This window comes from Blastococcus xanthinilyticus, assembly GCF_008124835.1.
Lineage (GTDB): Bacteria > Actinomycetota > Actinomycetes > Mycobacteriales > Geodermatophilaceae > Blastococcus > Blastococcus xanthinilyticus.
The window spans coordinates 89,594-115,774 of sequence record NZ_VNHW01000005.1 but is presented as its reverse complement, the minus strand read 5'-3'; the positions used below and the strand labels follow the sequence as shown (position 1 = coordinate 115,774).

Annotated in this window: 23 protein-coding genes and 1 tRNA gene; 13 read left to right on the top strand and 11 right to left on the bottom strand. The window is 74.2% G+C overall.

All coding sequences use genetic code 11. The features are described from left to right. Position 1: 1 nt before the first annotated feature. The 3 genes from BD833_RS09400 (at position 2) to BD833_RS09390 (ending at position 2,520) form a co-directional block, all read left to right on the top strand. On the top strand, positions 2–709 hold the full coding sequence (locus BD833_RS09400) for a methyltransferase domain-containing protein (protein ID WP_166532870.1): 708 nt from the start codon (positions 2–4) through the stop codon (positions 707–709). Between the two features lie 73 nt (positions 710–782). Further along, on the top strand, positions 783–1,811 hold the full coding sequence (locus BD833_RS09395; protein ID WP_166532869.1) for a type III polyketide synthase: 1,029 nt from the start codon (positions 783–785) through the stop codon (positions 1,809–1,811). A 70-nt stretch (positions 1,812–1,881) separates the two neighbouring features. Continuing rightward, on the top strand, positions 1,882–2,520 hold the full coding sequence (locus tag BD833_RS09390; RefSeq protein ID WP_279536007.1) for a response regulator: 639 nt from the start codon (positions 1,882–1,884) through the stop codon (positions 2,518–2,520). Between the two features lie 14 nt (positions 2,521–2,534). Here the strand turns inward: BD833_RS09390 and BD833_RS09385 are convergent, their stop codons facing one another. From BD833_RS09385 to BD833_RS09365, 5 genes are all read right to left on the bottom strand, one after another. Continuing rightward, entirely contained in the window at positions 2,535–4,010 is a 1,476-nt protein-coding gene (locus BD833_RS09385; RefSeq protein WP_166532868.1) for a sensor histidine kinase, read from the bottom strand. Positions 4,011–4,199: 189 nt separating this feature from the next. Next, positions 4,200–4,273, bottom strand: a tRNA-Gly gene (locus BD833_RS09380). Positions 4,274–4,325: 52 nt separating this feature from the next. Next, the gene (locus tag BD833_RS09375; protein WP_166532867.1) at positions 4,326–5,279 is read right to left on the bottom strand and encodes a methyl-accepting chemotaxis protein; all 954 of its coding nucleotides are present in this window, start codon (positions 5,277–5,279) and stop codon (positions 4,326–4,328) included. A gap of 1 nt (position 5,280) precedes the next feature. Further along, the gene (locus BD833_RS09370; RefSeq protein WP_208092499.1) at positions 5,281–5,859 is read right to left on the bottom strand and encodes a PAS domain-containing protein; all 579 of its coding nucleotides are present in this window, start codon (positions 5,857–5,859) and stop codon (positions 5,281–5,283) included. Positions 5,860–6,021: 162 nt separating this feature from the next. Next, positions 6,022–8,709, bottom strand: a complete 2,688-nt coding sequence (locus tag BD833_RS09365) for a S8 family serine peptidase (protein ID WP_166532866.1) — start codon at positions 8,707–8,709, stop codon at positions 6,022–6,024. A gap of 178 nt (positions 8,710–8,887) precedes the next feature. Between BD833_RS09365 and dcd the strand changes: the two genes are divergently transcribed. Continuing rightward, positions 8,888–9,472 (top strand): dCTP deaminase, encoded by a 585-nt coding sequence (gene dcd, locus BD833_RS09360; protein ID WP_166532865.1) that lies wholly within the window; start codon positions 8,888–8,890, stop codon positions 9,470–9,472. Here the strand turns inward: dcd and BD833_RS09355 are convergent. From BD833_RS09355 to BD833_RS09350, 3 genes are all read right to left on the bottom strand, one after another. After that, a complete protein-coding gene (locus BD833_RS09355) occupies positions 9,444–10,514 on the bottom strand; it encodes an MFS transporter (protein WP_243737558.1) in 1,071 nt (356 codons plus the stop codon). The two genes, dcd and BD833_RS09355, sit on opposite strands and share 29 nt — an antisense overlap. Beyond that, entirely contained in the window at positions 10,511–10,798 is a 288-nt protein-coding gene (locus BD833_RS22960) for a hypothetical protein (RefSeq protein ID WP_243737557.1), read from the bottom strand. The genes BD833_RS09355 and BD833_RS22960 overlap by 4 nt, the downstream gene beginning before the upstream one ends. A 155-nt stretch (positions 10,799–10,953) precedes the next feature. Further along, the gene (locus BD833_RS09350; protein WP_166532864.1) at positions 10,954–13,254 is read right to left on the bottom strand and encodes a (Fe-S)-binding protein; all 2,301 of its coding nucleotides are present in this window, start codon (positions 13,252–13,254) and stop codon (positions 10,954–10,956) included. A gap of 488 nt (positions 13,255–13,742) precedes the next feature. Here BD833_RS09350 and dnaK point away from each other — a divergent pair, with 488 nt between their 5' ends. From dnaK to BD833_RS09315, 7 genes are all read left to right on the top strand, one after another. Next, entirely contained in the window at positions 13,743–15,623 is a 1,881-nt protein-coding gene (gene dnaK, locus BD833_RS09345; RefSeq protein WP_166532863.1) for a molecular chaperone DnaK, read from the top strand. Next, entirely contained in the window at positions 15,620–16,306 is a 687-nt protein-coding gene (grpE, locus tag BD833_RS09340) for a nucleotide exchange factor GrpE (protein ID WP_166532862.1), read from the top strand. Before dnaK ends, grpE begins: the two co-directional genes overlap by 4 nt. A 31-nt stretch (positions 16,307–16,337) precedes the next feature. After that, complete coding sequence (gene dnaJ, locus BD833_RS09335) at positions 16,338–17,549, top strand: molecular chaperone DnaJ (protein ID WP_166532861.1); 1,212 nt, start codon at positions 16,338–16,340, stop codon at positions 17,547–17,549. Next, complete coding sequence (locus BD833_RS09330; protein WP_166532860.1) at positions 17,546–17,986, top strand: heat shock protein transcriptional repressor HspR; 441 nt, start codon at positions 17,546–17,548, stop codon at positions 17,984–17,986. The genes dnaJ and BD833_RS09330 overlap by 4 nt, the downstream gene beginning before the upstream one ends. Further along, a complete protein-coding gene (locus BD833_RS09325) occupies positions 17,983–18,477 on the top strand; it encodes a MarR family winged helix-turn-helix transcriptional regulator (protein ID WP_166532859.1) in 495 nt (164 codons plus the stop codon). Before BD833_RS09330 ends, BD833_RS09325 begins: the two co-directional genes overlap by 4 nt. Positions 18,478–18,568: 91 nt before the next feature. Beyond that, positions 18,569–19,087 (top strand): MarR family winged helix-turn-helix transcriptional regulator, encoded by a 519-nt coding sequence (locus BD833_RS09320; protein WP_166532858.1) that lies wholly within the window; start codon positions 18,569–18,571, stop codon positions 19,085–19,087. Positions 19,088–19,137: 50 nt separating this feature from the next. Further along, a complete protein-coding gene (locus BD833_RS09315; protein WP_243737556.1) occupies positions 19,138–20,823 on the top strand; it encodes a DHA2 family efflux MFS transporter permease subunit in 1,686 nt (561 codons plus the stop codon). 86 nt (positions 20,824–20,909) lie between these two features. Here BD833_RS09315 and BD833_RS09310 read toward each other — a convergent pair whose 3' ends face one another. Next, the gene (locus tag BD833_RS09310) at positions 20,910–21,347 is read right to left on the bottom strand and encodes an OsmC family protein (RefSeq protein ID WP_166532857.1); all 438 of its coding nucleotides are present in this window, start codon (positions 21,345–21,347) and stop codon (positions 20,910–20,912) included. A 75-nt stretch (positions 21,348–21,422) separates the two neighbouring features. Further along, positions 21,423–21,899 carry a MarR family winged helix-turn-helix transcriptional regulator gene (locus tag BD833_RS09305; RefSeq protein ID WP_166532856.1) on the bottom strand — a complete coding sequence of 159 codons (477 nt, stop codon included), beginning with the start codon at positions 21,897–21,899 and terminating at the stop codon, positions 21,423–21,425. 219 nt (positions 21,900–22,118) lie between these two features. On the opposite strand from BD833_RS09305, the gene clpB reads away from it, so the two are divergent. Both clpB and BD833_RS22685 read left to right on the top strand, forming a co-directional pair. Then, entirely contained in the window at positions 22,119–24,710 is a 2,592-nt protein-coding gene (gene clpB / locus BD833_RS09300) for an ATP-dependent chaperone ClpB (RefSeq protein ID WP_166532855.1), read from the top strand. A 108-nt stretch (positions 24,711–24,818) separates the two neighbouring features. Next, positions 24,819–25,622, top strand: coding sequence for a hypothetical protein (locus BD833_RS22685; protein WP_208092491.1), 804 nt, complete (start codon positions 24,819–24,821; stop codon positions 25,620–25,622). An 18-nt stretch (positions 25,623–25,640) separates the two neighbouring features. Here BD833_RS22685 and BD833_RS09290 read toward each other — a convergent pair whose 3' ends face one another. Next, on the bottom strand, positions 25,641–26,102 hold the full coding sequence (locus tag BD833_RS09290) for a hypothetical protein (RefSeq protein ID WP_166532854.1): 462 nt from the start codon (positions 26,100–26,102) through the stop codon (positions 25,641–25,643). Positions 26,103–26,181: the final 79 nt, after the last annotated feature.

The following is a 26,181-nucleotide window of genomic DNA, read 5'->3' as shown; positions in this document are numbered from 1 at the left end:
CGTGCGACGCACCGTCCTCCCGCGCAACGATCCCGCGCAGTACGACCAGCTCGCCGACCAGTGGTGGCAGCCCTCCGGGGGGTTCGCGGCGCTGCACTGGCTGGCGGCCTCGCGGGCCGAGCACATCCCGCCGGCCGCGGCTGCCGGATCGCTGCTGGTCGACCTCGCCTGCGGGGGTGGGCTGATGGCCCCGCACGCGGCCCGCCTCGGCTACCGGCACGTGGGCGTGGACCTCGGGATGGGCGGCCTGCGGACGGCGCGCGGCCACGGTGTCCTCGCGGTCCGCGGCTCGGTGCTCGCCGTCCCGCTGGCCGACGGCTGCGCCGACGTGGTCGTGGCCGGCGAGATCCTCGAGCACGTCGAGGACGACGTCGCCGTGCTCGCCGAGTGCGCCCGGCTGCTCCGGCCGGGGGGAACGCTGGTCATCGACGCCCTGGCGGCCACCGCGATCGGGCGCTTCCTCATGGTGACCGTCGCCGAGCGGCTGCCGGGCGGGCCGCCCCCGGGCATCCACGACCCGGCGCTGTTCGTCGACCGCGCCCGGCTGCTCGCCGCCGCCGACCGGCTCGGCCTGGACCTCCGCCTGGTCGGCCTGCGCCCCTCGGTGCGCGACGCGGTCGCCTGGCGGCTGGGCCGCCGCGCGGGGGTGCGGATGAAGCCGGTCCGGTCGACGGCGGTCGTCTTCGCCGGATACGGGCGGAAGCGGTGAGCGGGCACGGGCGCAGGCGCGCACGTACCGTCGGGCGCATGATCCCGAGCAGGTCCGCCGTGGAGTGCCGCCCGTGACCGCGGCGGTGCTGACCGGCGCCGGAGCGGCGCTGCCCACCACGCTCGACCAGGAGGCGGCCTGGGACGGCTTCTTCGCCGAGCACTACGCGGGGGTGCGCGCCGCCCGCCGGATCTTCCTCGGCGCGGGGGTGCGCCGCCGGCACGCCGTCGCCAACCCGCTGGACGAGGACCTCAGCGGCTGGAGCACCGGCGCGCGGATGGCGCGCTACATCCAGGAGGCGCTGCCGCTCGGCAAGCAGGCCGTGGCCGGCGCCCTGGACTCCGCGGGCCTCGCGCCGGGGGACGTCGGGCTGTTCGCGGTCGCCACCTGCACCGGCTACGCCACCCCCGGGCTGGACATCCGGCTGGCCAGCGACCTCGGCATGCCGCCGGGCCTGCAGCGGCTGCTCGTCGGGCACATGGGCTGCTATGCCGCGATCCCGGGGCTCGCGGCCGTCGGCGACTTCGTCACGGCGCGCTCGCGGCCGGCCGTGCTGCTGTGCTGCGAGCTGACCAGCCTGCACGTGCAGCCGGCCCAGAACGACCTCGAGCAGGTGGTCGCGCACGCGCTCTTCTCCGACGCGGCCGCGGCCGTCGTCGTCGAGCCCGGCGCCGGGCGGGGCCACCGGCTGGCCGCCATCGTCGCGCGCACCGACGCCTCCACCTCCGATCACATGACCTGGGACGTCACCGACCTCGGCTTCCGCATGGGGCTGTCCCCGCGGGTGCCCGACGTGCTGTCCCGCCACGTCGGGGACGTCGTCGACGAGCTGCTGGCCGGCGCCGGGCTCCGGGTCGAGGACGTCGCCGGCTGGGCCGTGCACCCCGGTGGCCCGCGGATCATCGACGTGGTGCGCGACGAGCTGGGGCTCGCCGAGGAGCAGGTCGGCGCCTCCCGGCGGGTGCTCGCCGAGCACGGCAACTGCTCGTCGGCCACGGTGCTCCTGGTGCTGCAGGAGCTCGGCGACGTCGACGGGCCGATCGTGGCGATGGCCTTCGGCCCCGGGCTCACCCTCTACGCCGCGCTGCTCCTGCCCGCCTGACGACTGTCGGGGCGCCCCGGTCGGCCCTACGCTGTGTGACGACCGTCACAGTGCGTTGGGAGGGGTGCCCGTGGACACCGCGACCCCGCGCGTGCGGGTGTTCCTCGTGGACGACCACGAGGTGGTGCGTCGCGGTGTGGCCGAGGTGCTGGAGGACGATCCGGGCCTCACGGTGGTCGGGGAGGCCGGAACCGTCGCCGAGGCGCGGGCGCGGGTGCCGGCCGTGCGCCCCGACGTCGTGGTGCTGGACATGCGGCTGCCCGACGGCAACGGCGCCGCGCTGTGCCGGGAGCTGCGCGCCGCGATCCCCGGGCTGCGCTGCATCGTGCTCACCAGCTATGCCGACGACGAGGCCCGCGACGCGGCGTTCCGGGCCGGCGCCGCCGGGTTCCTGCTCAAGCAGGTGCGGGGATCGGCCCTCGTGCAGGCGGTGCGCAGCGTGGCGGCCGGAGGCACCGTGCCGGCGGAGGCGACCCAGCTGCACCCGCGTCCCCGGACCGACCGGCTGGCGGCGCTGACCGCCCAGGAGCGGATCGTCCTGCGGCTGATCGGCGAGGGCCTGACCAACCGGCAGATCGGCGAGCGCATGGGGCTGGCCGAGAAGACGGTGAAGAACTACACCAGCCACGTGCTCGCCAAGCTCGGCCTCGAGCGCCGCACCCAGGCCGCGATCCTCGCCACCGAGCTGCGCGACCCACCGGGGCGCTGACCCGCGCACCCCGGTCACCCGGGCAGCGGCACCGTCCACTCGATCTGCGTCGCGGACGGGCCCGACGACACCGTCAGCCGGCCGCCGCGGCGCTCGGCCCGGTCGGCCAGGTTGACCAGCCCGCTGCGCACGACCACCTCCGGCAGCCCGCGGCCGTCGTCGGTGACGACGGCGGAGAGCCCGCCCTCGGCGGTGACCGTCACGGTCATCCGGGTCGCGCCGGCGTGCCGCACCACGTTGGTCACCAGCTCCCGGACGACGGCGATCAGGTCGCCGACCACGTCGGCGGGCAGGTCGTCGACCTCGCCGCGGATCCGGAGCGCCGGGCGCAGCGGCTCCCCGTCGGTGATCGACCGCACGACCTCCGCCAGCCGGCTCCGCACCGCGGTGGCCGAGGGATCCGCGGCGCTCTGCAGCTGGAAGATCGCCGTCCGGATCCGGGCGATCGTCCCGTCGAGCTCGTCGACGCGGGCGCCGATCCGCCCGGCCACCTCCGGGGCCGCCTCCTCCAGCGAGCGGCCGATCCGGTCCAGCGCCAGCGCCGTCGCGAAGATCCGCTGCACCACGTGGTCGTGGAGATCACGTGCGATCCGGTCGCGGTCGCCCTGCACCTGCAGGCGCCGCTCGCGCTGCTGGCTGCGCACCAGCTCCAGCGCCACCGCCGCGTGGGTGGCGAAGGCGGCGGCCGGCTCCAGGACCGCCGGGTCGAACGGCGCCCGGTCCCGGGTCCGCAGCGCGACCAGCGTCCCGAGCGGGGTCGGCCGGCCGAGGGGGAGGAGCAGGGTGGGCCCGTAGCCGCCGGCGAGCTCCCCGATGACGCCGCCCTTCGGCGCCCCCGGCCGGGCGATCGCCTCGTCGAGCAGCCGGGGGACGCCGGACCGGTGCGCGGCGCCGAGCCGGCTGCCGGCCAGCGGGATCCGGACGCCCTCCACGTCCTCCGCACCGGGCCCGATCGCGGCGGTGACGGTCAGGGTGTCCTCGTCCCCGGACAGCGGGACGAGCACGCCCACGGCGTCGGCCTCGGCCAGCTCGGCGACCCGGGCGGCCGCGGCGCGCAGCACGTCGTCCGAGGCTGTGCCGGACAGCAGCGCCGTGGCGATCTCGGTGCCCGCCCGCGACCACGCCAGGCACCGTTCGGCGTGGTCGAGCCGCCGGGCGTGCTCGATGGCCGGCCCGGCGACGGACGCGACGGCCTCGGCGAGCGCGCGGTCGGGCCGCGGGGGCGCCGGTGCCGGGCGCCGGCCGCGCAGCCGCAGGGTGCCGATGCCGGTGCCGTGGGCGCGCACCGGCACCTCGAGGTCGTCGTCGCCGGGACCGTCCGGCGTCCCCGCGCCCGGAGGGGCCGTGACGGAGTGGTCCGGCGCGGTCCCGCGGGGGTCGTGCAGGCGGAGGGTGGCGGAGGTCGCGCCGGTGTGGCGGGCGGCGACCCGGACGATCTCGGCCAGCAGCTCGTCCACCCGGCTGCCCGGGCGGGCTGCGTCGTCGGTCACGGGGTGCGCCGACGGGTGGGCGGGGGCACGGCCCGACCGTAGGAGCGGCGCCGCCCCGGGGGAAGCGCTGCGCTCATGGTGCGGTGCCGGTGGCGGCCTTCCCAGGGGCCAAGGACCCGCCGAGGAGCGGTGGCGGCCCGGGATGCGACGAGGCCCCGGTCGGGGGGGACCGGGGCCTCGGGGACGTCGTGGAGCGGGTGACGAGAATCGAACTCGCACTGTCAGCTTGGGAAGCTGATGTTCTACCATTGAACTACACCCGCGAACGGCGCCGAGACTACCTGGTCGTCCCGCCGCCGCGACAGCCACCTCCGGTCAGCGGCGCATCACCGCGAGGAACCCGGTGGCCTCCGACCGCAGCTTCTCCGCCATCTGCGACAGCCCGGTCACGTCGTCGGAGCCGGTGTTCAGCGACGCGGAGCCGTCGACCGCGGCCGCGATCCCGTCGACCAGCCCGTTCATCTCGCCGACGGTCGAGCCCACGCTGCTCATCACCTCGGCGACGTCCTCCGACGCCTGCCGGATCTGCTCGACCTGGGCGGTGACCCGCTCGGTCGCCCGGCCGGTCTGGTCGGCGAGGTCCTTGACCTCCGAGGCGACGACGGCGAAGCCCTTGCCGGCCTCCCCGGCGCGGGCGGCCTCGATCGTGGCGTTCAGCGCCAGCAGCCGGGTCTGGGCCGCCACCGAGTCGATCAGCGCGATGATCTCCTTGATCTCGGCCGACGAGCGGGTGAGCGAGCCGATCGTCTCGCGGGCGGTGCCCACCTCGGTGCTGGCGGCCGACGCGGCCGCGGTGAGCCCGGACGCCGAGGCGCTGAGCTCCGTCGCCGCCGTCGCCACCTGCTCGGACATGGAGAGCACGACCGACTCGAAGTCGTCGGCCAGCCGCAGCCGGCTGCTCTGCGCCTCGGTGACCCGCCCGGCGGTCTCCTGCATGGCGCTGCGCGCGGCGTTGATGTCGGTGGCGCTGCGCCGGAACGACCCGAGCAGCCCGGTGGTCAGCAGCCTGCGGTGGAACCGGCCCTCGGCCGCCGAGTGCAGCGCGGCCGACGACTCGCGGACGAAGGCGTCGGAGACGTCGAGCACCCGGTTGAGCGCGTGGTGCAGCTCGACGAGCTCGGGCACCGCCTCGGCGTCGGGTGCGATCCGGCTGCGGGCCTCCAGGTCGCCCCGGGACGCTGCGTCGCACGCCGCCGTCAGCTGGCGCGCGAACGCCCGGTAGGCCGCCAGCTCGGCAGCGTCGGCCCCGCGGGTCGGGCGCACGCCCATGTCAGCTCTCCTCCCGGTTGATGACCGACCAGATGAACTCCTCGTACGTCTGCCCCTGCTCGTCGAGCACGTCGGCGAGCAGCCGGGAGGACGCCTCGGTGGCGGCGCGGGCGTTGGGGTGGCGGCGCTCCTCGTCCAGCAGCCGCTGGTAGAGCGGCAGCACCCGCTGGACGGCGCCCCGGGCCGGCCGGCGGCGGTTGGAGTGGTAGCCGACGGTGCGGCAACCGGCGTCGTAGGAGGGGGTGACGTGCGCGAGGACCCAGTAGTGCCCGCCGTCGGCCGCCAGGTTGTTGATGTAGGCGAAGACCTCCTGCCCCGCCGTCAGCGTGTCCCACAGCAGCTTGAACACCGCCCGCGGCATCTCCGGGTGGCGGATCATGTTGTGCGGCTGGCCCAGGACCTCGTCCTGCCGGTAGCCGCTCACCCGCAGGAAGACGTCGTTCGCGTACGTGATCACGCCGCGCGGGTCGGTCTTGGAGACGATCAGCTCGTCGGCGGAGAAGCTCCGCTCCCGGCCGGTGGGGCGGATGGCGGAGCGGGCGCCACGGGGCGCCGGTGGCGCCGGGCGGGTGTCCAGCACGAGGGGTTCTCCTGGGGATGCGTCCGATGTCGTTCCCCTTATCGGCAGACGACCGGACGGCCGGGAGGACGGCTCCGGACGACACCGCGCCCCGTCCGTATGGGGAAGCCGGACGGGGCGCGGTGGTTCAGGGGGTGCGCCGGGAGGGCGCGGTGGACGGCGTCAGACCGCGACGCCGGTGCAGGAGGCCGAGCAGTTCACCGACCAGATCGACCCGAGCCCGGCGAACCGGTCGGACCGGACCAGCCGCTCCCCGGAGGGGCCGGTGCGCACGCCCGCCGAGGGGTCGGGCGCCGTCCCGCCGGGGGTGCCCGGCGGAGGCGTGGCCGGTGCCGGCGTGCCGGGTGCCGGCGTGCCGGGCGTGGGCGTGCCCGGTGCCGGGGTGGTCGGCCTGGTCGGTGCCGGGGCGGTGCCGGCGCCGTCGGCGTACGTGAGCGCCCCCGGCAGCACCGTCGACCGCCCGTCGCGGGCGAAGACGGTGACGTCGTAGGTGCCCGCCGTCCGCGCCGGGACCCGGACGAGCAGGCTCGTCGTGGTGCTCCGGACCACCGTGGCGGTGGCCGACGTCCCGATCCGCACCGTCGGTGCGCTGGGCAGCGCGACGCCGGTGATGGTGACGAGCGTGCCGCCCGCGGTGTCGACCACGTTCGGGCTCAGCGAGGTGATCCGGAACGGCCCGACCTCCGGGTACGTCGTGGTTCCCGGTGCGGGTGCCGTGCCCGGCGGGGTCCCACCCGGGGCCGGGGCGACCGGCGTGGTCCCGGGCGTGCCCGGGTTCGGCGCCGTGCCGCCGGGCGTGGTGCCGGGCGTGGTGCCGGGCGTGGTGCCGGGCGTGGTGCCCGGCTGGGTGCCTGGCGTGCTCGGGGCCGTGCCGCCAGGCGTGGGAGTGCCCGGCTGGGTGCCCGGCGTGCCCGGGTTCGGGGCCGTGCCGCCAGGCGTGGTGCCGGGCGTGGTGCCCGGCTGAGTGCCCGGGGTGGTGCCGCCGGGGGCGGGCGGCGCGCCCGGCTGGGTGCCGGGGGTGGTGCCGCCGGGCGACGTGGTGGCGGGACCGGTGCCCGGCGTGGTGCCGCCCGGCTGGGTCCCCGGCGTCGTGCCCCCGGGAGTGGGGGTGCCCGGCTGGGTGCCGGGCGTGGACGTGCCCGGGCCGGTGCCGCCGGAGCCGGCCGCCGGCGAGACGAGCAGGGGCGCGGCGCGCATGCGCCCCAGGGCCTCGCCGTCGCGGTAGAGCTGGACGGTGAGCACGTAGCGTCCCGCGCCCAGGTCCATGGCCGGGGACAGTGCGATGCCGTCGGCGGCCGAGAGCGAACCGAGGTCGAACCGGGCGTCGCCGGCGTCGTCGGTGGCGACGGTGACGCCGTCGAGGGTCACCGGCTTGTCCGCCAGCGCCCAGATCTGGCCCTCGTGCTCCATGCCCAGGCCGACGTCGACCGTGTACCGGCCGGTGCCGGCAGGGGAGCTGATGCCGACGGTCGGGGTGACCGTGCCGGCGCGCGCGGTCATCGATGTGAACGCGTAGCGCACGGTGTCGTCGGCGTGCGCGCCGATGCGGGCCAGCGAGAGCCGGCCCCCGGTGACCGACCGGCCGGCGAAGGCCGCGACCCGGTCGGTGTCGGCCAGCAGCGCCCGCTTCAGCTCTGCGGCGGACGCCGTCGGCAGGACCGCGCGGTACAGCGCCACCGCCGCGGCCACGTGCGGCGCGGCGAACGACGTCCCGTCGACCTGGCGCATGCCGCCGTCGTTCCACGGCGCCGCCACCTTGAGGCCGGGGGCGAAGAGGTCCACCGACGTCGCGCCGTAGCCGGAGTGCGCGGCGACCGTGTCGGCGGCGGTGGAGCTGCCGACGGTCACGACGTTGGGCTCGGGCAGGCTGGCGGGGTAGACGATGCTGGTGTCGCGGTTGCCGCCGTCGTTGCCGGCCGCGGCGACCACCAGGACGCCGTGCGCCTCGGCGTAGGCGATGGCCGAGCGGAGCGTCTCCAGCGCGTGGCCGCCGAACGCGCCACCCCAGGAGGCGTTGATGACGTCGGCGCCGTGGTCGACGGCGTACCGGATCGCCCGGGCGCACAGGTAGATGTCGACGGTGCTCCCGCCGCCCGCGACCAGGGGCATGATCGAGACCCCGGGCGCGACGCCGGCGGAGCCGAACCCGTTGCCCGCCCGCGCGCCCACCACGCCGGAGACGCTGGTGCCGTGGCTGCCCAGGCTGCCGTTGTCGATGTCGGCGTTGTTGGCGTAGAAGTTCCAGCCGTGGCAGTCGCCGGGCAGGCCGTTGCCGTCGGTGTCGGACGAGCCGCAGCGCTCCGCGGGGTTGGTCCACAGCGAGCCGGTGAGCTCGGGGTGGTCGGAGTCGAAGCCCGAGTCGACGACGGCGACCACGGTGCCGACCCCCGTCCCGGTGTCCCAGCCGGTGGTGGCGTCGACGTCGGCGTCGGCCACGGCGGCCTGGCCGGTGGCGTTGCCGCCGGTGTTCTCGAGGTTCCAGCCGTACTGCGGGAACAGCGGGTCGGTGACGGTGCCGAACACGGGCACCGACGTCGACTCCGTCACGTCGGTGACGCCCGCGACCGCGCGCAGCCGCTCGGGCGTGACGCCGTCGGTGGCGACCAGGGCGCGGTCGCCGTCCACCCACTGCGCGCTGGCGACGCCGGGCACCGCCTCGAGGGCGGTCAGGAGGTCGGCGGACCGGGAGTCGGCGGTGAGCACGTAGCGGGTGAGGCCGTCACCCTCGCCGAAACCGCTGGCCACCTCGATCGGCGGCGGCGCCGCCCAGGCCGACCAGACGGCCGCGCCGGCATAGCCGGCGACCACGGCCGAGGCCAGGGTGGCTCCCAGGACCCGCTTGCTGTTCATCGGCAGTTGCCCTCCGGCGCGGCCGCCCGGGCGATCCGGGACGGGCCGGGAACCGGTGCGACCGGTCGCCGGCAGGCGCTCTCCCGGCTCGCTTCGGCAGCCCCGTCGTCGCGGTTGAGGGCCGCCGGCCCGGATTCACCCGGAGGGATGGCCACCGGCATTCCCTAGACTTCGCGCCATGCTGCTGAGCGACCGCGACATCACGGCCGCGATCGCCGGGGGACGCCTCGGCATCGAGCCCTACGACCCGGGGCTGGTGCAGCCGTCCAGCATCGACGTCCGGCTGGACCGGTTCTTCCGCGTCTTCAACAACGCCCGGTACACCCACATCGACCCGGCGAAGCAGCAGGACGACCTCACCACGCTGGTCGAACCCGACGGCGAGGAACCGTTCGTGCTGCACCCGGGGGAGTTCGTGCTGGGCTCCACGCTGGAGGTCGTCAGCATCCCCGACGACCTGGCGGCCAGACTCGAGGGGAAATCGAGTCTAGGGCGTCTCGGATTGCTCACCCACTCCACGGCCGGCTTCGTCGACCCGGGCTTCTCCGGGCACATCACCCTCGAGCTGTCCAACGTGGCGAACCTGCCGATCACCCTGTGGCCGGGCATGAAGATCGGGCAGCTGTGCCTCTTCCGGCTCACCAGCGCGGCCGAGCACCCCTACGGCTCGGCCGTCTACGGCTCGCGCTACCAGGACCAGCGGGGCCCCACGCCGTCCCGGTCGTTCCGCAACTTCACCCGCGCGGAGACGCGGCGTCCCTAGCCGGCGGGGCGTCGTCGACGCCGGCCGCGGCCGGGATCTCGACGCCGGCGCTCTCCAGCACCTCGGTGCAGCGCCCCGCCGGTGACCAGCCGGGCACGGTCCGCTCCACCTCGTCGTCGACGAACACCTGCCGGGTGGCGATCCATCCGGCGACGCTCAGCACGGCGACGCCGGTGAGCACGATGACGAACATGCCGTCGTAGCTGCCGGTCACCCCGCGCAGCACGCCCACCAGGAGCGGGCCGGTCCCGGCGATCACGTAACCCCAGCTCTGGCTGACGGTGGAGAGCGCGGAGACGGTCTCCGGCGTCCGGGCGCGCAGGCCGATGAGGGTCAGCACCATGGAGAAGGTGCCCATGCCGACGGCGATCAGGACCATCCACAGCCAGGGGGCGGCGGTGGGTGCCGTCCACAGGCCCATCCAGCCGGTCACGTAGCTGGCGACGAACCCCGCCAGCAGTGGGCGCTGGAGGCGCGGCCGGACGGTGAGCGAGGGGATGACCGCGCTCAGCGGCAGGCCGACGACGGAGTTCAGCCCCAGGAGCAGCCCGGCGGTCGCCGCGCTCAGCCCCGAGTCGCGCAGGTACTGGGCCGACCAGCCGATGACGACGTAGGCCTGGAGCGCCTGGACGCCGAAGAACGCGGTGATCGCCATCGCCGTCGGGCTGTGCACCAGCGCCCGCATCCGGACGGCGGTGTGGCTGTGCCGCGAGACGTCGGGGGCGGCCGGCACCGCCAGCCAGACGCCGGCCGCGAGCAGCGCCGGGAGGGCCCAGACGACGAGCGCCCAGCGCCAGCCCTCGGCCGAACCGCCCACCGCGCCCGCGATGGGCTGCGACGAGACCGCGGCCAGGGTCGCGCCCAGGCCCATCGCCGTGCTGTAGGCGCCGATCAGCGCGCCGGCCCGGTCCGGGAAGTGGCGCTTCACCAGGCCCGGCAGCATGACGTTGCCGAGCGCCCCACCGGCCATGGCCAGAGCGGTGCCGGCGAGGAAGACCGGGAAGGCCTCGGCCAGGCTGCGCAGCGCGAGTCCGGCGGTCATCGCGATGAGGGCGCCCGCGAGCACGTGCGAGTCGCGGTAGCGGGCCGACAGCGCCGGGCCGTGAACCCGATCAGTGCGAAGCAGAGCACCGGCATCGTCGTGATGACCCCGGCCAGGCTGCTGGAGATGCCGAGCCCCCGCTCGATCTCCTCCAGCACGGGGCCGACGCTGGTGACCGCCGTCCGGAGGTTGAGCGCCGTGAGCACGATGGCCACGGCCATCAACCCGAGGCCCCGACGGCGGTCGGTGCCGGTGCTGCTGCGGTCGGGGGCGGTGCGGGTCACCCGGAAAGCGTCCACCATGACCGGCCGCACACCGTTCCCGGGTGGGTGCGCCGGGCAACGACCTCGGCGGCCCCGGGAACGACGACGGCGCGCAGCCCGAGGGGTGCGCGCCGTCGTCGGGGCTCGCTCGAGCCCGAGGGGCCGGGGAGGTCCGCCTACTGCGGGCCGTGCTCGGTGGCCGCCGAGCCCTCGCCCACCGGGTCGGGGCCGGCCTTGGTGCCGACGTCCGGGCCGGAGTCCGCGCCCTGGGCGGAGACCGCCACCGGCTGCATCGAGCGCAGCAGGATCTGGCTGACGTCGAGCACCTCCACGTGCTCGGCCGCCTCGCCGCTCTGCTTCTTGCTGGTCAGCGCGTCGCTCAGCATGGTGATGCAGAACGGGCACGCGGTGGAGATGACGTCGGGATCGAGCTCGAGCGCCTCCTCGGTGCGCTCCATGTTGATCCGCTTGCCGATCTTCTCCTCCATCCACATGCGGGCACCACCGGCGCCGCAGCAGAAGCCGCGGTCCTTGCAGCGGTGCATCTCCTGGGTGGACAGGCCCTGGACGGAGTCGAGGATCTCCCGCGGGGGCGTGTAGACCTTGTTGTGCCGGCCCAGGAAGCACGGGTCGTGGTAGGTGACCTTGCGGTCCACCGGGGTGACCGGCGTCAGCCGGCCCTCCTCCACGAGCTGGCCGAGCAGCTGCGTGTGGTGCACGACCTCGTACTCGCCGCCGACCTGCGGGTACTCCCGGCCGAGCGAGTTGAAGCAGTGCGGGCAGGTCGCCACGATCTTGCGGGTGCCGGGCACCCGGCCCTCGAAGACGCCGTCGAGGGTTTCGACGTTCTCCATGGCCAGCTGCTGGAACAGGAACTCGTTGCCCATGCGGCGGGCCGGGTCGCCCGAGCAGGTCTCCCCGTTGCCCAGGACGGCGAACTCGACGCCCGCGGTGTGCAGCAGCTCCGCGACGGCCTTGGTGACCTTCTTGGCGCGGTCGTCGACGGCGCCGGCGCAGCCGACCCAGAACAGGTACTCGACCTCGTGCGGCAGCGGGCCGTCGGCGACGCGGACGTCGAAGTCGAGCTCCTTGATCCAGTCCTCGCGGACGTTGCCGCCCATTCCCCACGGGTTCCCGCGCTTCTCGAGGTTGGTCATCATGACGCCGGCCTCGGACGGGAAGTTGGACTCGATCAGCACCTGGTAGCGGCGCATGTCCTCGATGTGGTCGATGTGCTCGATGTCCACCGGGCACTGCTCCACGCAGGCGCCGCAGTTCGTGCAGCTCCACAGCACGTCGGGGTCGATGACCCCGCCCTCCTCGAGGGTGCCGACCAGCGGGCGGTGCGCCTGCGCGTCGTTGGTGCCCTCGATGCGGGCGTAGCCCGACGCCCAGACCTGCTCGTCGGAGGGCTTGAGCACGTCGTAGTCCGGCGCGGTCTCGGACGCCGTCTTCTCGCCGAGGAGGTAGGGGGCCTTCGCGTACAGGTGGTCGCGGAGGTCCATGATCACCATCTTGGGGCTGAGCGGCTTGCCCGTGTTCCACGCCGGGCACTGGCTCTGGCACCGCCCGCACTCGGTGCAGGTGCTGAAGTCCAGCATCCCCTTCCAGGTGAAGTCCTCGATCTTGCCGCGGCCGAAGACGTCGTCCTCGCCCGGGTCCTCGAAGTCGATCGGCTTCCCGCCGGAGGTCATGGCGGGCAGCGGGCCGAGCGCGGGCGCGCCGCTGGCCTCGCGCTTGAAGTAGATGTTGAAGAAGGCGCTGAACCGGTGCCAGGCCACGCCCATGTTCAGGATCCGGCTGATGACCACCAGCCAGGTCAGCGAGACGACGATCTTGACGAACGCGACGATCGAGACGACGTCGGGGTTGTCCGGGAAGAGGTTCGACGCCAGGCTCGCGAACGGGTGCGACCAGGTCGGGGCGTCGTCCAGACCGGAGGCGACCTTGGCGGCGCGGATGCTCAGGATGCTGATGCCGACGATCAGGACGACGGCCTCGACGAAGTAGCCCCGGCCCTCGTTGGACCCGGCGAAGCGGCTCTTGCGGCCCTGTCGGCGCGGGTGGTCGCGCTGGCGCCGGATGATCAGGTAGATGATCCCGAGGATCGTGCCGGCGCCGATGAGGTCGACGAAGAGGCTCCAGATGGCCCACTCGCCGATGAGCGGCAGGTGGAAGGCGGGGTTCCAGACCTCCCCGAACGCCTCGACCAGCGTCAGGAACAGGCCGTAGAAGCCGACGAAGACGAACCAGTGGGCGATGCCGATCGACGACCACTTGAGCATCCGGGTGTGGCCGACCGACTCGACCACGAGCGTCTTCAGCCGGCTCTTCACCGGCCCGAAGCGGGTGCCGTCGGGCTGGCCGGTGCGGATGATCCGCACCATGGCGCGCACGGCCCGGTAGGCCATGACGCTGGACACGATCAGGAACAGGACGCTGATCGTCCCCAGGACGATCTGCAGCGGGCCCGTCATCTCTTCCCCTCCCGTACGCCTGGCGGCGTCGGCTGGCCCCGCACCGCCGCGAGGGCGGGGGAGCGTGTCGTGGTGCGCGCGCCGGGTGCGCCGGCTCCGAGCCGGCGCGCGGATCGCGTGCGGGCACCGCTGCCCGCACTGCGTCGCACGATAGCTGGCGCGGCGGGGGGCTACTCGCGGGTAACCCCGGGCGCAGCGCCCCGATCTCAGGGTGCCCGGCCGTGCATCGCGCCCATCCGGGCGCGGTGGTGGTCCGCCGCGCCGGCCGGCGTGGCCGACGTCACGGTCTCCTCCGCTTGCACGGGGAACGAGTCGGCCGGCCGTGAGCGCGGTGGGGCGGCCGCCCCCGGGAACAGTTCCGCGGTGGCTGCCGTTAGGCTGGGCAGGAAAGTTGAGCGAACCCGGCGCAAGGCTGATCGCGCCGTGGCTCCTCGGCTACCCCCACGGACCAGAAGTACCCGCACACGAACGGAAGAGAGGCCATCTCCATGGCTCGAGCGGTCGGTATCGACCTCGGCACCACCAACTCCGTCGTCACCGTCCTGGAGGGCGGCGAGCCGACGGTCATCGCGAACTCCGAGGGCGCGCGCACCACCCCGTCGGTCGTCGCCTTCGCCAAGAACGGCGAGGTCCTCGTCGGCCAGTCGGCCAAGAACCAGGCCGTCACCAACGTCGACCGCACCATCCGGTCGGTCAAGCGCCACATCGGCACCGACTGGAAGACCGAGGGGATCGACGGCAAGAACTACACGCCGCAGGAGATCTCCGCGCGCATCCTGCAGAAGCTGAAGCGGGACGCCGAGACCTACCTGGGCGAGCCGGTCACCGACGCCGTCATCACCGTCCCGGCCTACTTCGAGGACGCGCAGCGCCAGGCCACCAAGGAGGCCGGGGAGATCGCCGGTCTCAACGTCCTGCGCATCGTCAACGAGCCCACCGCGGCCGCCCTGGCCTACGGCCTGGACAAGGGCGAGACCGAGCAGACGATCCTCGTCTTCGACCTCGGTGGCGGCACCTTCGACGTCTCGCTCCTGGAGATCGGGGACGGCGTCATCGAGGTGAAGGCCACCGCCGGTGACAACCACCTCGGTGGTGACGACTGGGACGAGCGCGTGGTCAAGCACCTGGTGCAGACCTTCAACGCGCAGAACGGCATCGACCTGTCCAAGGACAAGCTGGCGATGCAGCGCCTCCGCGAGGCCGCCGAGAAGGCCAAGATCGAGCTGTCCGGCGCGCAGTCGACCAACCTCAACCTGCCCTACATCACCGCCGGCGCCGAGGGCCCGCTGCACCTCGACATCACGATCACCCGCGCCGAGTTCCAGCGGATGACCCAGGACCTGCTCGACCGCGCCCGCGCGCCGTTCAACCAGGCGATCCGCGACGCCGGCATCTCGGTCAACCAGATCGACCACGTCGTCCTCGTGGGTGGCTCGACCCGCATGCCGGCCGTCTCGGACCTGGTGCGCGAGCTGACCGGTGGCAAGGAGCCCAACAAGGGCGTCAACCCCGACGAGGTCGTCGCCATCGGTGCCGCGCTGCAGGCCGGTGTCCTGCGCGGTGAGGTCAAGGACGTCCTGCTCCTCGACGTCACCCCGCTGTCCCTGGGCATCGAGACCAAGGGCGGGATCATGACCAAGCTCATCGAGCGCAACACCACGATCCCGACGAAGCGCTCGGAGATCTTCACGACGGCCGACGACAACCAGCCGTCTGTGCAGATCCAGGTGTTCCAGGGTGAGCGCGAGATGGCGATGTACAACAAGAAGCTCGGCATGTTCGAGCTGACCGGTCTGCCCCCGGCGCCGCGCGGCGTCCCGCAGATCGAGGTCGCCTTCGACATCGACGCCAACGGCATCGTGCACGTGTCCGCGAAGGACCTGGGCACGGGCAAGGAGCAGCGGATGACCATCACCGGTGGCTCGGCCCTCCCCAAGGACGACATCGAGCGGATGATGAAGGACGCCGAGGCGCACGCCGAGGAGGACAAGCGCCGCCGCGACGAGGCCGAGACCCGCAACCTGGCCGAGTCGCTGCAGTACCAGACCGAGAAGTTCCTGGCCGAGAACGGCGACAAGATCCCGGCCGAGAAGAAGGACGAGCTCGGCGAGGCGCTCAGCGAGCTGCGCTCGGCCCTCGGTGGCTCGGACATCGAGGCGATCAAGTCCGCGCAGGAGAAGGTGGCCCGCGTGTCGCAGGAGGTCGGCGGGGCGCTCTACGCCCAGCAGGCCGAGGCGGCCGGCGCGGCCGGTGCGGCCGATGGGGCCCCGGGAGCCGACGCCGGTGCCGGCACGGCGCCGGGCGCGACGGCGGCCGACGACGACGTCGTCGACGCCGAGATCGTCGACGAGGACACCGACCGCCGATGAGCACGGGGGACGAGCAGCCGCGGGTCGTCATCCGTGACAAGCGGCGGATCGACCCCACCACTGGTGCAGTACGGACGCCGGCCGGCCCGCCGCCGGCCGGCGTCCGGCCCGGTACCGACCTCCCAGGGGAGCAGATGAGCGAGCACGACACACCGGTGGCCGACCAGCCGGCGACGGCGCCCTCCGGCGACGGCGCCCCCGCGGGCGATCTCGCCCAGCAGCTGGCCGAGCGCACCGAGGACCTGCAGCGGGTCACCGCCGAGTACGCCAACTACCGGCGTCGGATCGACCGGGACCGGTCGGCCGTCGTCGACCAGGCGGCCGAGCGGTTCGCCACCCAGCTGTTCCCGATCGTCGACGACATCGAGCGGGCCCGGGACCACGGTGACCTCACCGGGGCCTTCAAGCTCGTCGCGGACCGGATCCTCGGCCTCCTCGACGGGCTCGGCGTCGAGGCCTTCGGCGTGGCGGGCGACCCCTTCGACCCGTCGCTGCACGAGGCGGTCATGCACGACACCTCCGCGGACGTGGACGTGCCGACGGCCACGACGGTGCTGCGGCAGGGCTACCGCCGCGGCGACCGGGTGCTGCGCACGGCCATGGTGGCCGTGACCGAGCCCGAGTCACCGGCCGCCGCACCGCAGCCGCAGGACGGCGACGACGCCGGCCAGGCGGCGGGCTGAACCGCACGAGAGCGACGAGAGGGGGCGTCCGATGAGCACCCGTGACTTCATCGAGAAGGACTACTACGGCGCGCTCGGCGTCCCCCAGGACGCCGACGCCGCCGCGATCAAGAAGGCCTACCGCAAGCTGGCCACGGAGCTGCACCCGGACAAGAACCCGGGGAACACCGAGGCCGAGACCCGCTTCAAGGAGGTCTCCGAGGCCTACGACGTGCTCTCCGACCCCAAGCGGCGCGGGGAGTACGACGACGCCCGGCGGCTGTTCGGCGCCGGGGGAGCCGGTGCCCGGGCCGGGTTCCCCGGCGGCTTCCCGGGGGCCGGCCCCGGTGGCCAGCCCTTCGACCTCGGCGACCTCTTCGGCGGCGCCGGGGGCGCCGGCGCTCGTGGCGCCGGCGGCCTGGGCGACATCCTGGGCGGCATCTTCGGCGCCGGCGCCGCTGCCGGCGGCGCCCGTGCCCGCAGCCAGGCGGCGTCCGGGCCCGCTCGGGGCCAGGACGTCGAGACCGAGGCGACGCTCTCCTTCGACGAGGCGGTCCTCGGGGTCACGGTGCCGCTGCGCATGCAGAGCCCGGGCAGCTGCCCGACCTGCGCCGGCTCCGGCGCCCGCCCCGGCACGAGCCCGCACACCTGCCCGGTGTGCCACGGCGCCGGGGTGACCAGCCGCAGCCAGGGGGCGTTCGCGTTCTCCGAGCCCTGCCGCAACTGCCGGGGCAGCGGCCAGGTCGTCGACGACCCGTGCCCGACCTGCGCCGGCAGCGGCATCACCAGCCAGACCCGCACGATCACCGTCCGGATCCCGGCCGGGGTCAAGGACGGTCAGCGGATCCGGCTGCCGGGCAAGGGGGCGCCCGGGCGGCGCGGTGGCCCGGCCGGCGACCTGTTCGTCGTCGTGCACGTCGCCGAGCACTCGCTCTTCGGCCGCAAGGGCGACAACCTCACGCTGACCGTGCCGATCACCTTCGCGGAGGCGGCCCTGGGCACCACGCTCACGGTGCCCACGCTGCAGGGCACCGTGTCGCTGAAGGTGCCGGCCGGCACCGCCAGCGGGCGCACCCTGCGGGTGCGTGGCCGCGGGGTGTCCGGCAAGGGGCGCCCGGGTGACCTGCTGGTCACCGTGGAGATCGCCGTCCCGGTCCGGCTGACCCCGGGCCAGCGGAAGGTCATCGAGCAGCTGGCCGAGGAGATGGACGAGGACCCGCGCCCGCAGATCACCGCGGCGGTGCGCGGTGGAGGTGAGGCATGACCACGCCGGCAGGGAGTGCGGCCCGGGCCGTCGCGGAGGACGCGCCGGTCTTCGTCATCTCCGTGGCGGCCGAGCTCGCCGGCATGCACGCGCAGACCCTGCGCCAGTACGACCGGCTCGGCCTGGTCAGCCCCGGGCGCACCCCCGGTGGCGGGCGGCGGTACAGCCCCCGGGACGTCGCGCTGCTCCGCGAGGTGCAGCGGCTCTCGCAGGAGGACGGCGTCAACCTGGCCGGCATCAAGCGGATCATCGAGCTGGAGTCGCAGGTCGAGGCGCTGCAGGCGCGCGTGCACGAGCTGCTGGCCGAGCTGCAGCACGCCGAGAACCGCCGGATCGCGGCGGAGTCGGCCGTGCCGGCGGCCTACCGCGCCGACCTCGTCCCGCACCGGCGGCCGAGCTCGGCGCTGGTCGTCTGGCGGCCCGGCGGTGCGCGGTGACCGGGAACGCGGTCGACGCCCACGCGGCCTTCGTCGAGCTGGAGCGGGAGATCGGGCTGCTGCTGCGGCGGTCCCGGGCGATCTCGGCCCGGCTCGCGCGGGAGCTGCACCCCGACCTGGACGGCGCCGCCTACGGCCTGCTCGCGCTGCTGGAGGACGCCGGCCCGCTGCGCGCCGGTGACCTGGTGCTGCGCCTCGGCCTGGACAAGAGCACCGTCAGCCGGCAGGTGGCCAGCCTGGTGGAGCTCGGCCTGGTCGACCGGGTCGCCGACCCCGACGACGGGCGCGCCCAGGTGCTCTCGCCGTCGGCGGAGGGCGCCGCGCGGCTGGCCGGCATCCGCGCGGCCCGCCGGGCCCGTTGGGAGAGCGACCTGGCCGGCTGGCCCGCCGACGACGTCGCCACCCTCGCGGTGCTCCTGGAGCGGCTGAACCGCATCGGCGACGCCCGCGAGGCCGAGTCGGAGGAGGGCTCCACCCCTCCGGGGGAGTGACCGGAGAGACTCGCGAGATCTGTTGCAGACCGCAACCATATGACTGTATGGTTGCGGTCTGCAATCAGTTCATCTCCGCGAGGACGACGCCATGCCCCTCACTCCCGCGACGCGCGACCGCCTCATGGTCGGCGTCGCCCAGCTGCTCCGTGCCGGCCGGCACCTGAGCGCCCGCGCGGCCACCCGGCTGCACGGCGACCTGCCCTCCTTCGGCTGGGCGCTGCTCACCCCGCTCGAGCGCGACGGCGACCTGCGCTGCAGCGCCCTCGCCGCCCTCGCCGGGGTCGACGCCTCCGTGGTCAGCCGCCAGCTGGCCGCCCTCGAGCGGGCCGGCTACGTGGCGCGCCGCCCGGACCCGCGGGACGGCCGCGCGGCCCTCTTCCACCTCACCGGCCGCGGCGCCGAGGCGCTCGCCACCTCGCGGGCGCTGCGCTCGGAGTGGGCCCTCGGTGCCCTCGCCGACTGGACCGAGGACGACGCCGACCGGCTGGCCGGGCTCCTCGAACGCCTGGTCGGCGACATCGACGCCGTCAGCAGCATCGACGCCGTCAGCAGCATCGACGCCGCCGGCGACCCGCAGCGGCCCGTCTCCGTGGCGGTGGCCGGATGACCGCCCGCCCCGCGCTCCCTCCCTCTCCCTCCCGATCGACCAGGAGTTCCGTGAGCACCGTCCAGACCACACCGGAGGCGCCCGTCGCGCAGGCGCCCGTCGAGCAGCAGGGGAGGATGAGCCACCGGCAGGTGCTGGAGGCCCTCTCCGGCATGTTGCTGGCGATGTTCGTGGCGTTCCTGTCCTCGACCGTCGTCTCCAACGCCCTGCCGACGATCATCACCGAGCTGCGGGGCACGCAGAACCAGTACACCTGGGTGGTCACCTCGACCCTCCTGGCGTCGACGGCCTCCACGCCGATCTGGGGCAAGCTCGCCGACCTGTTCAGCAAGAAGCTGCTGATCCAGCTGTCGATCGTCATCTTCATCGTCGGCTCGATGCTGGCCGGGCTGGCGCAGTCGGTGGACACGCTCATCGCCTGGCGGGTGCTCCAGGGCCTCGGGCTCGGTGGGCTGCAGGCCCTCGTGCAGATCGCGATGGCGGCGATGATCAGCCCCCGCGAGCGCGGCCGGTACTCCGGGCTGCTGGGCGCGGTCATGGCCGTGGCCACCGTCGGCGGCCCGCTGCTCGGTGGCCTGCTGGTCGACACCAGCTGGCTGGGCTGGCGCTGGTGCTTCTACGTCGGGGTGCCCTTCGCCGCCGTCGCGCTGGTCCTGCTGCAGCGCACCCTGCACCTGCCGGTGACCAAGCGGGACGTGACGATCGACTACCTCGGTGCCGCGTTCCTCACCGCGGCGGTCTCCGCGCTGCTGATCTGGGTGACGCTGGCCGGGAGCAGCTTCGACTGGGCCTCGGTGGAGACCGCGCTCTTCCTCGGCGGGGCGGTGCTGGCGACGGTGGCCTTCCTGGTCACCGAGATGCGGGCGGCCGAGCCGATCGTCCCGCTGCGGCTGTTCCGGGACCGGACCACCACCCTGGCGATCGTCGCCAGCATGGCCGTCGGTGTCGCGATGTTCGGCTCGACGGTCTTCCTCGGGCAGTACCTGCAGATCTCCCGCGGCTTCTCGCCGACCGAGGCGGGCCTGCTGACCATCCCGATGGTGGGCGGGTTGCTCATCTCCTCGACCGTCTCGGGGCTGCTCATCACCCGGTTCGGCCGGTGGAAGATCTTCCTGACGACCGGCACGGTGCTCGTGCTGGGCGGGTTCGCCCTGCTGTCCGGCGTCGACCACGAGACGAACATGGTCCTGCTGTGCAGCTTCCTGTTCGTGCTCGGCCTCGGGATCGGCATGAGCATGCAGAACCTGGTGCTGGCCGTGCAGAACACGGTGGCCGCCACCGACCTGGGGGCGGCGAGTTCGGCGGTCGCCTTCTTCCGCAGCCTCGGCGGCACCATCGGTGTCTCCGTGCTGGGCGCGGTGCTGAGCAACCACGTCGGGAGCCTGATCCGGGACGGCCTGACCCGCATCCCGGGTGCCGCGGAGGCCGCCGCGGCGGGCGGCGGCAGCGTGGGCCTGGCCGACCTGGCCGACGCGCCGGCGCCGATCCAGGACCTGATCCGGGTCTCCTACGGCGACGCGACGGGGCGGATCTTCCTGGTCTCCGCGATCGTGTCGGTGATCGCCGTCCTCGCGGTCGTGTTCATCCGCGAGGTGGCGCTCCGGACCGAGACCGGGAACGAGCGGGAGGCAGCCGAGCGGTCCGACGCGGTCCGCATCGACACCGATGCCATCGAGGGCCGGGACGCCGACGGCGAGCGCACCGGCGAGGTCTCCCCGGCCGGAGCCGCCCGCTAGCGACTCACCGATGACGACGGCCCGTCTCCCGGGAGGCGGGCCGTCGTCGTCCGGCCCCGTCCGTGAGGGGGACGGGGTCGTCCCTGCTACTGCTCGAGCGCGGCGTCGAGGGTGATCTCGGTGCCGGTGAGCGCCTTGCTGACCGGGCAGCCGGCCTTGGCCGCCTGGGCGGCCTTGTCGAACCCCGCGGCGTCGAGACCCTCGACCTCGCCGCGGACGGTGAGCGTGATGCCGGTGATCGCCGGCGCCCCGTCCTGCTGCCCCAGCGTCACGTCGGCCGAGACCTCCAGGGACTGCGGGGTGCCGCCGGCCTTGCCGATCTCGCTGGAGAGGGCCATCGCGAAGCAGGCCGAGTGCGCCGCCGCGATGAGCTCCTCGGGGCTCGTGGTGCCCCCGGCCTCGTCGGCGGCGCGCTTGGGGAAGGACACCTCGTAGGTGCCGACCTTGGAGCTGGAGAGCTCGACCTGTCCCGAGCCCTCCTGGAGCGTGCCGTTCCAGGCGGTGCGTGCGGTGCGAGTGGGCATGCTGCCCCTTCCGGGCCGTGGCCGCCCTCGGTCGGGCGGCGCCGTGGCCGACCTCCTACCCGGCCGGCGGGAGCCCTACCGTCCCGGCTGTGCGGCGTCCGTCGCCCCGGCGGCGGTGTTGACCCGGTCGGTCAGCAGCCGGAGGCGGGCCTTGAGGTCGTCGAACTCGCCGGAGTCGAAGCCGATGGCGCCGATCATCTCCTCGGAGATGGCGATGGCCTTGTCCTGCAGCGCGCGGCCGGCGTCGGTGAGCGCGATGGACACCGAGCGCTCGTCCTCCACCCGGCGGTGCCGGGTGACCAGGCCCGCGGCGGTCAGCCGCTTGAGCAGGGGCGAGAGGGTGCCGCTATCCAGCGCCAGCCGGGACCCGAGCTGACCGACCGTCTGGTTGTCGGACTCCCAGAGCAGGAGCATCACCAGGTACTGGGGGTAGGTCAGGCCGATCGCGTCCAGCATCGGCCGGTAGCGGGCCGTCACCGCGCGCGAGGCGGCGTACAGCGCGAAGCACAGCTGGTCGTCGAGCGCCACGCTCGGCGCCGGCAGGGCGGTCATGCCCAGAGTCTAGGGGGCCGATGCCCCACATCGGGTACGGGCGCAACTGGTTGTTCGCCACATCGATCCCTGCGGCGGGCCCTGATCGGGTGGGGGCAGCCGCTACGCTGGCCGCAAGTTGAGCGGAACAGACTCAACCTCTGCGCCGTTGGGGCAGGCAGACGCGCCGTCCACCGGACCGGCGGCGCGGAAGACAGAGGGAAGGACGTGCGCCGCAGCATGGACAGCAAGCTGACGACCCGTTCGCAGGAGGCCGTCGCCGGGGCCCAGCGCCTCGCCGTCGGCCGGGGTCAGGCGGCCCTCGAGCCGCTGCACCTGCTCGCCGCCCTGCTGGAGCAGACCGACGGGATCGCCGGGCCACTGCTGACCGCCGTCGGCGCCGACCCGGTCGACGTCCGCAGCAAGGCCGACGCGGCCCTGGGCCGGATGCCGAGCGTCAGCGGGGCGACGGTGTCGGCGCCCGCGCCGTCCCGGGAGTTCCTCCGGGTGATCAACGCCGCCGCCGAGCAGGCCGGCGCCCTGGGCGACGAGTACGTCTCCACCGAGCACCTCCTGGTGGGGCTGGCCGGCTCCGAGGGGGAGGCGGGCGCGGTCCTGACCGGCTCGGGGGCGACGAGGGACGCGCTGCTCGGCGCCTTCCGGACGGTGCGCGGCAACCGCAAGGTGACGACGGCGGACCCGGAGAGCACGTTCCAGGCCCTGGAGAAGTACGCCGTCGACCTGACCGAGCGGGCCCGCGAGGGGAAGATCGACCCGGTCATCGGCCGGGACACCGAGATCCGCCGGGTGGTGCAGGTCCTTTCCCGCCGCACCAAGAACAACCCGGTGCTCATCGGTGAGCCGGGCGTGGGCAAGACCGCCATCGTCGAGGGTCTGGCCCAGCGCATCGTGGCCGGCGACGTGCCGGAGAGCCTCAAGGGCAAGCGGCTCATGGCGCTCGACCTCGGGGCGATGGTGGCCGGCGCCAAGTACCGCGGCGAGTTCGAGGAGCGGCTCAAGGCCGTGCTCCAGGAGATCACCGAGGCCGAGGGCCAGGTGGTCACCTTCATCGACGAGCTGCACACGATCGTCGGCGCGGGCGCGACGGGCGACTCCGCCATGGACGCCGGCAACATGATCAAGCCGATGCTCGCCCGCGGGGAGCTGCGGATGGTCGGCGCGACGACGCTCGACGAGTACCGCCAGCACATCGAGAAGGACGCCGCGCTCGAGCGCCGGTTCCAGCAGGTGTTCGTGGGGGAGCCCTCGGTGGAGGACACCATCGGCATCCTCCGCGGGCTCAAGGAGCGCTACGAGGTGCACCACGGTGTGCGCATCACCGACACCGCCATCGTGGCGGCGGCGACGCTGTCGGACCGGTACGTCACCTCCCGGTTCCTGCCGGACAAGGCGATCGACCTGGTCGACGAGGCCGCCAGCCGGCTGCGGATGGAGATCGACAGCCGCCCGGTGGAGGTCGACGAGGTCGAGCGCGCCGTCCGCCGGCTGGAGATCGAGGAGATGGCACTGGCCAAGGAGGACGACCCGTCGTCCCTCCAGCGGCTGGCCGCGCTCCGGGAGGACCTCGCCGACAAGCGCGAGGAGCTCGCCGAGCTGACCGCCCGCTGGCAGCAGGACAAGAGCGCCATCGGCCGGATCCAGCAGATCAAGGAGGAGCTGGAGCGGTTGCGGCTCGAGGCGGAGCGGGCCGAGCGCGAGGGCGACCTGGCGCGGGTGGCCGAGCTCCGCTACGGCCGGCTCCCGCAGCTGGAGAAGGCGCTGGCCGAGGCGGAGACGTCGGTCGAGGCCGAGGCCTCCATGCTCAAGGAGGAGGTCGGCCCGGACGACATCGCCGAGGTCGTGCAGGCCTGGACCGGCATCCCCGCCGGGCGGCTGCTCGAGGGGGAGACGCAGAAGCTGCTGCGCATGGAGGAGGAGCTCGGCCGCCGCGTCGTCGGCCAGCCGGACGCGGTGCGTGCCGTCTCCGACGCCGTGCGGCGGGCCCGCTCCGGCGTCGCCGACCCCGACCGCCCCACCGGCTCGTTCCTGTTCCTGGGTCCCACCGGTGTCGGCAAGACCGAGCTGGCCAAGGCGCTGGCGGAGTTCCTGTTCGACGACGAGCGCGCGATGGTGCGCATCGACATGAGCGAGTACTCCGAGAAGCACTCGGTGGCCCGGCTGGTCGGTGCCCCGCCCGGCTACGTCGGCTACGAGGCCGGCGGCCAGCTCACCGAGGCGGTCCGCCGCCGTCCGTACACCGTCGTCCTGCTCGACGAGGTCGAGAAGGCGCACCCCGACGTCTTCGACGTCCTGCTGCAGGTGCTGGACGACGGCCGGCTGACCGACGGCCAGGGCCGGACGGTGGACTTCCGGAACACCATCCTGATCCTGACCTCGAACCTGGGGTCGCAGATCATCGCCGACCAGTCGGTGCCCGAGGCGCGCCGCCGTGACGCGGTCCTGGAGGTGGTCCGGTCGCACTTCAAGCCGGAGTTCCTCAACCGGCTCGACGACGTCGTGGTGTTCCGGGCGCTCGGCACCGACGAGCTCGCCGGCATCGTCGACATCCAGGTGGGCGTCCTCGCCCGCCGGCTGGCCGCCCGCCGGCTCACGCTCACGGTCAGCGACGCGGCGCGGGAGTGGCTGGCGCTCAACGGGTTCGACCCGGTGTACGGCGCCCGGCCGCTGCGCCGGCTGGTGCAGTCGGCGATCGGCGACCAGCTGGCCAAGGCCCTGCTGTCCGGGGACATCCGGGACGGCGACGAGGTCGTCGTCGACTGGGCCGACCTGTCCGGTGAGGCCGATGCCGGGCTCAGCGTGACGAGGGGCTGACCCGCCGGGACGGCCACCGGATCGGGTGCGCCCGCGCGCCCCGCTGGTCCTCGGTCCCCGCGTCGTCCATGATCGCGACGACGACGGGGACCGGGGAGCGGAGGCGGAATGACCGCGGGTCAGGACGACCAGCACGGCGAGCAGGGCCGTCCCGAGGGGCAGGGCGGGCAGCCACCGGGGTGGCCCCCGCCGCAGCAGGGGCAGCCGCCGTACGGGCAGCAGCCCCCGCCGTACGGGCAGCAGCAGCCGCCCTACGGCCAGCAGCCCCCGCCGTACGGGCAGCAGCAGCCGCCCTACGGCCAGCAGCCCCCGCCGTACGGTCAGCAGCAGCCCCCTCACGGCCAGCAGCAGCCGCCGCACGGGCAGCAGCCCTACGGCTACGCGCCCGCGCCGAGCTCCCCCGGCTGGGGCCCCGACGCCCCGGCGCCCATGGAGCGCCCGCTGACGGTGCGCGCGGGCATCGGCGCCCTCCTGGCCGCGCTGGTGCTCAGCGCCGTCGCCACCGCCGCGCTCCTGCTCAACTGGCAGGAGTTCCTCGACTGGACGCTGGCCGAAGCCGGGAACGACCTCGGGGCCACCGAGATCGAAGGGCTCGACGCCGACGCCGTCGCGGAGCTCACCCTGCAGCTCGGGATCGCGATCTCGATCGTGATCCTGCTGCTGCAGCTGCTGTTCATCTGGTTCGCCTGGAACGGCCGGAACTGGGCGCGGATCGTCCTGTGGGTCCTCGGTGGGATCACCCTGCTGTCCACCCCGTTCGCCGGCACGTCCGGCGGGCCGCTGCCGTTCGTCACCACGCTGACGTGGTTCCAGATCGTCCTCACCGCGGTCGGTGTCGTGCTGCTGGCGCTCAAGCCCTCCAACGACTGGTACCGCTTCCGGAAGTGGCAGCGGTCCACCGGGCAGGGCTGAGCCGCTCCGGTCCCGCGCTCAGGCCCGCGGCGCCGCCAGCCAGTCCCGGGTGGTGCGCGCCGCGAGGCTGGCGGCGGCCGCCACCGACAGCACGAGGAGCAGCAGCGAGATCAGGGTGACCCCGCCGGCGGTCAGCATCGTGGCCAGCACGAGCAGCGCCAGGGCGGCGGTACCCGCCAGCCCGGACCAGCGCCCCCACGACCGGTGGGTGGACAGCGCCCAGGCGGAGACGCCGTAGAGCAGTCCCATGGCCAGCGGGGCCGTCGTGTTGACGATCAGGTACTGCCGGGCCTCCTCGGCGGTCAGGCCGACCTCCACCAGCGCCGTGACCAGGCCGTCCCAGCCCAGCACGGTGACCACGACGTAGATCAGCAGCAGCACGGCGAGGGTCGCCAGCAGGGCGAGGGCGACTCGCACCGACGGCGGGGTCTCCGGGGCGGCGGAGCCGTCGGCGGGGGTGGGGGAGGAAGAGGCCGGCACCCGCCCAGCCTGGCAGACCGGTCGTGCGCCGCCGGTCGCGGCGCGGGAAGATCACCGGGAAGATCACCGGGACGAGGCC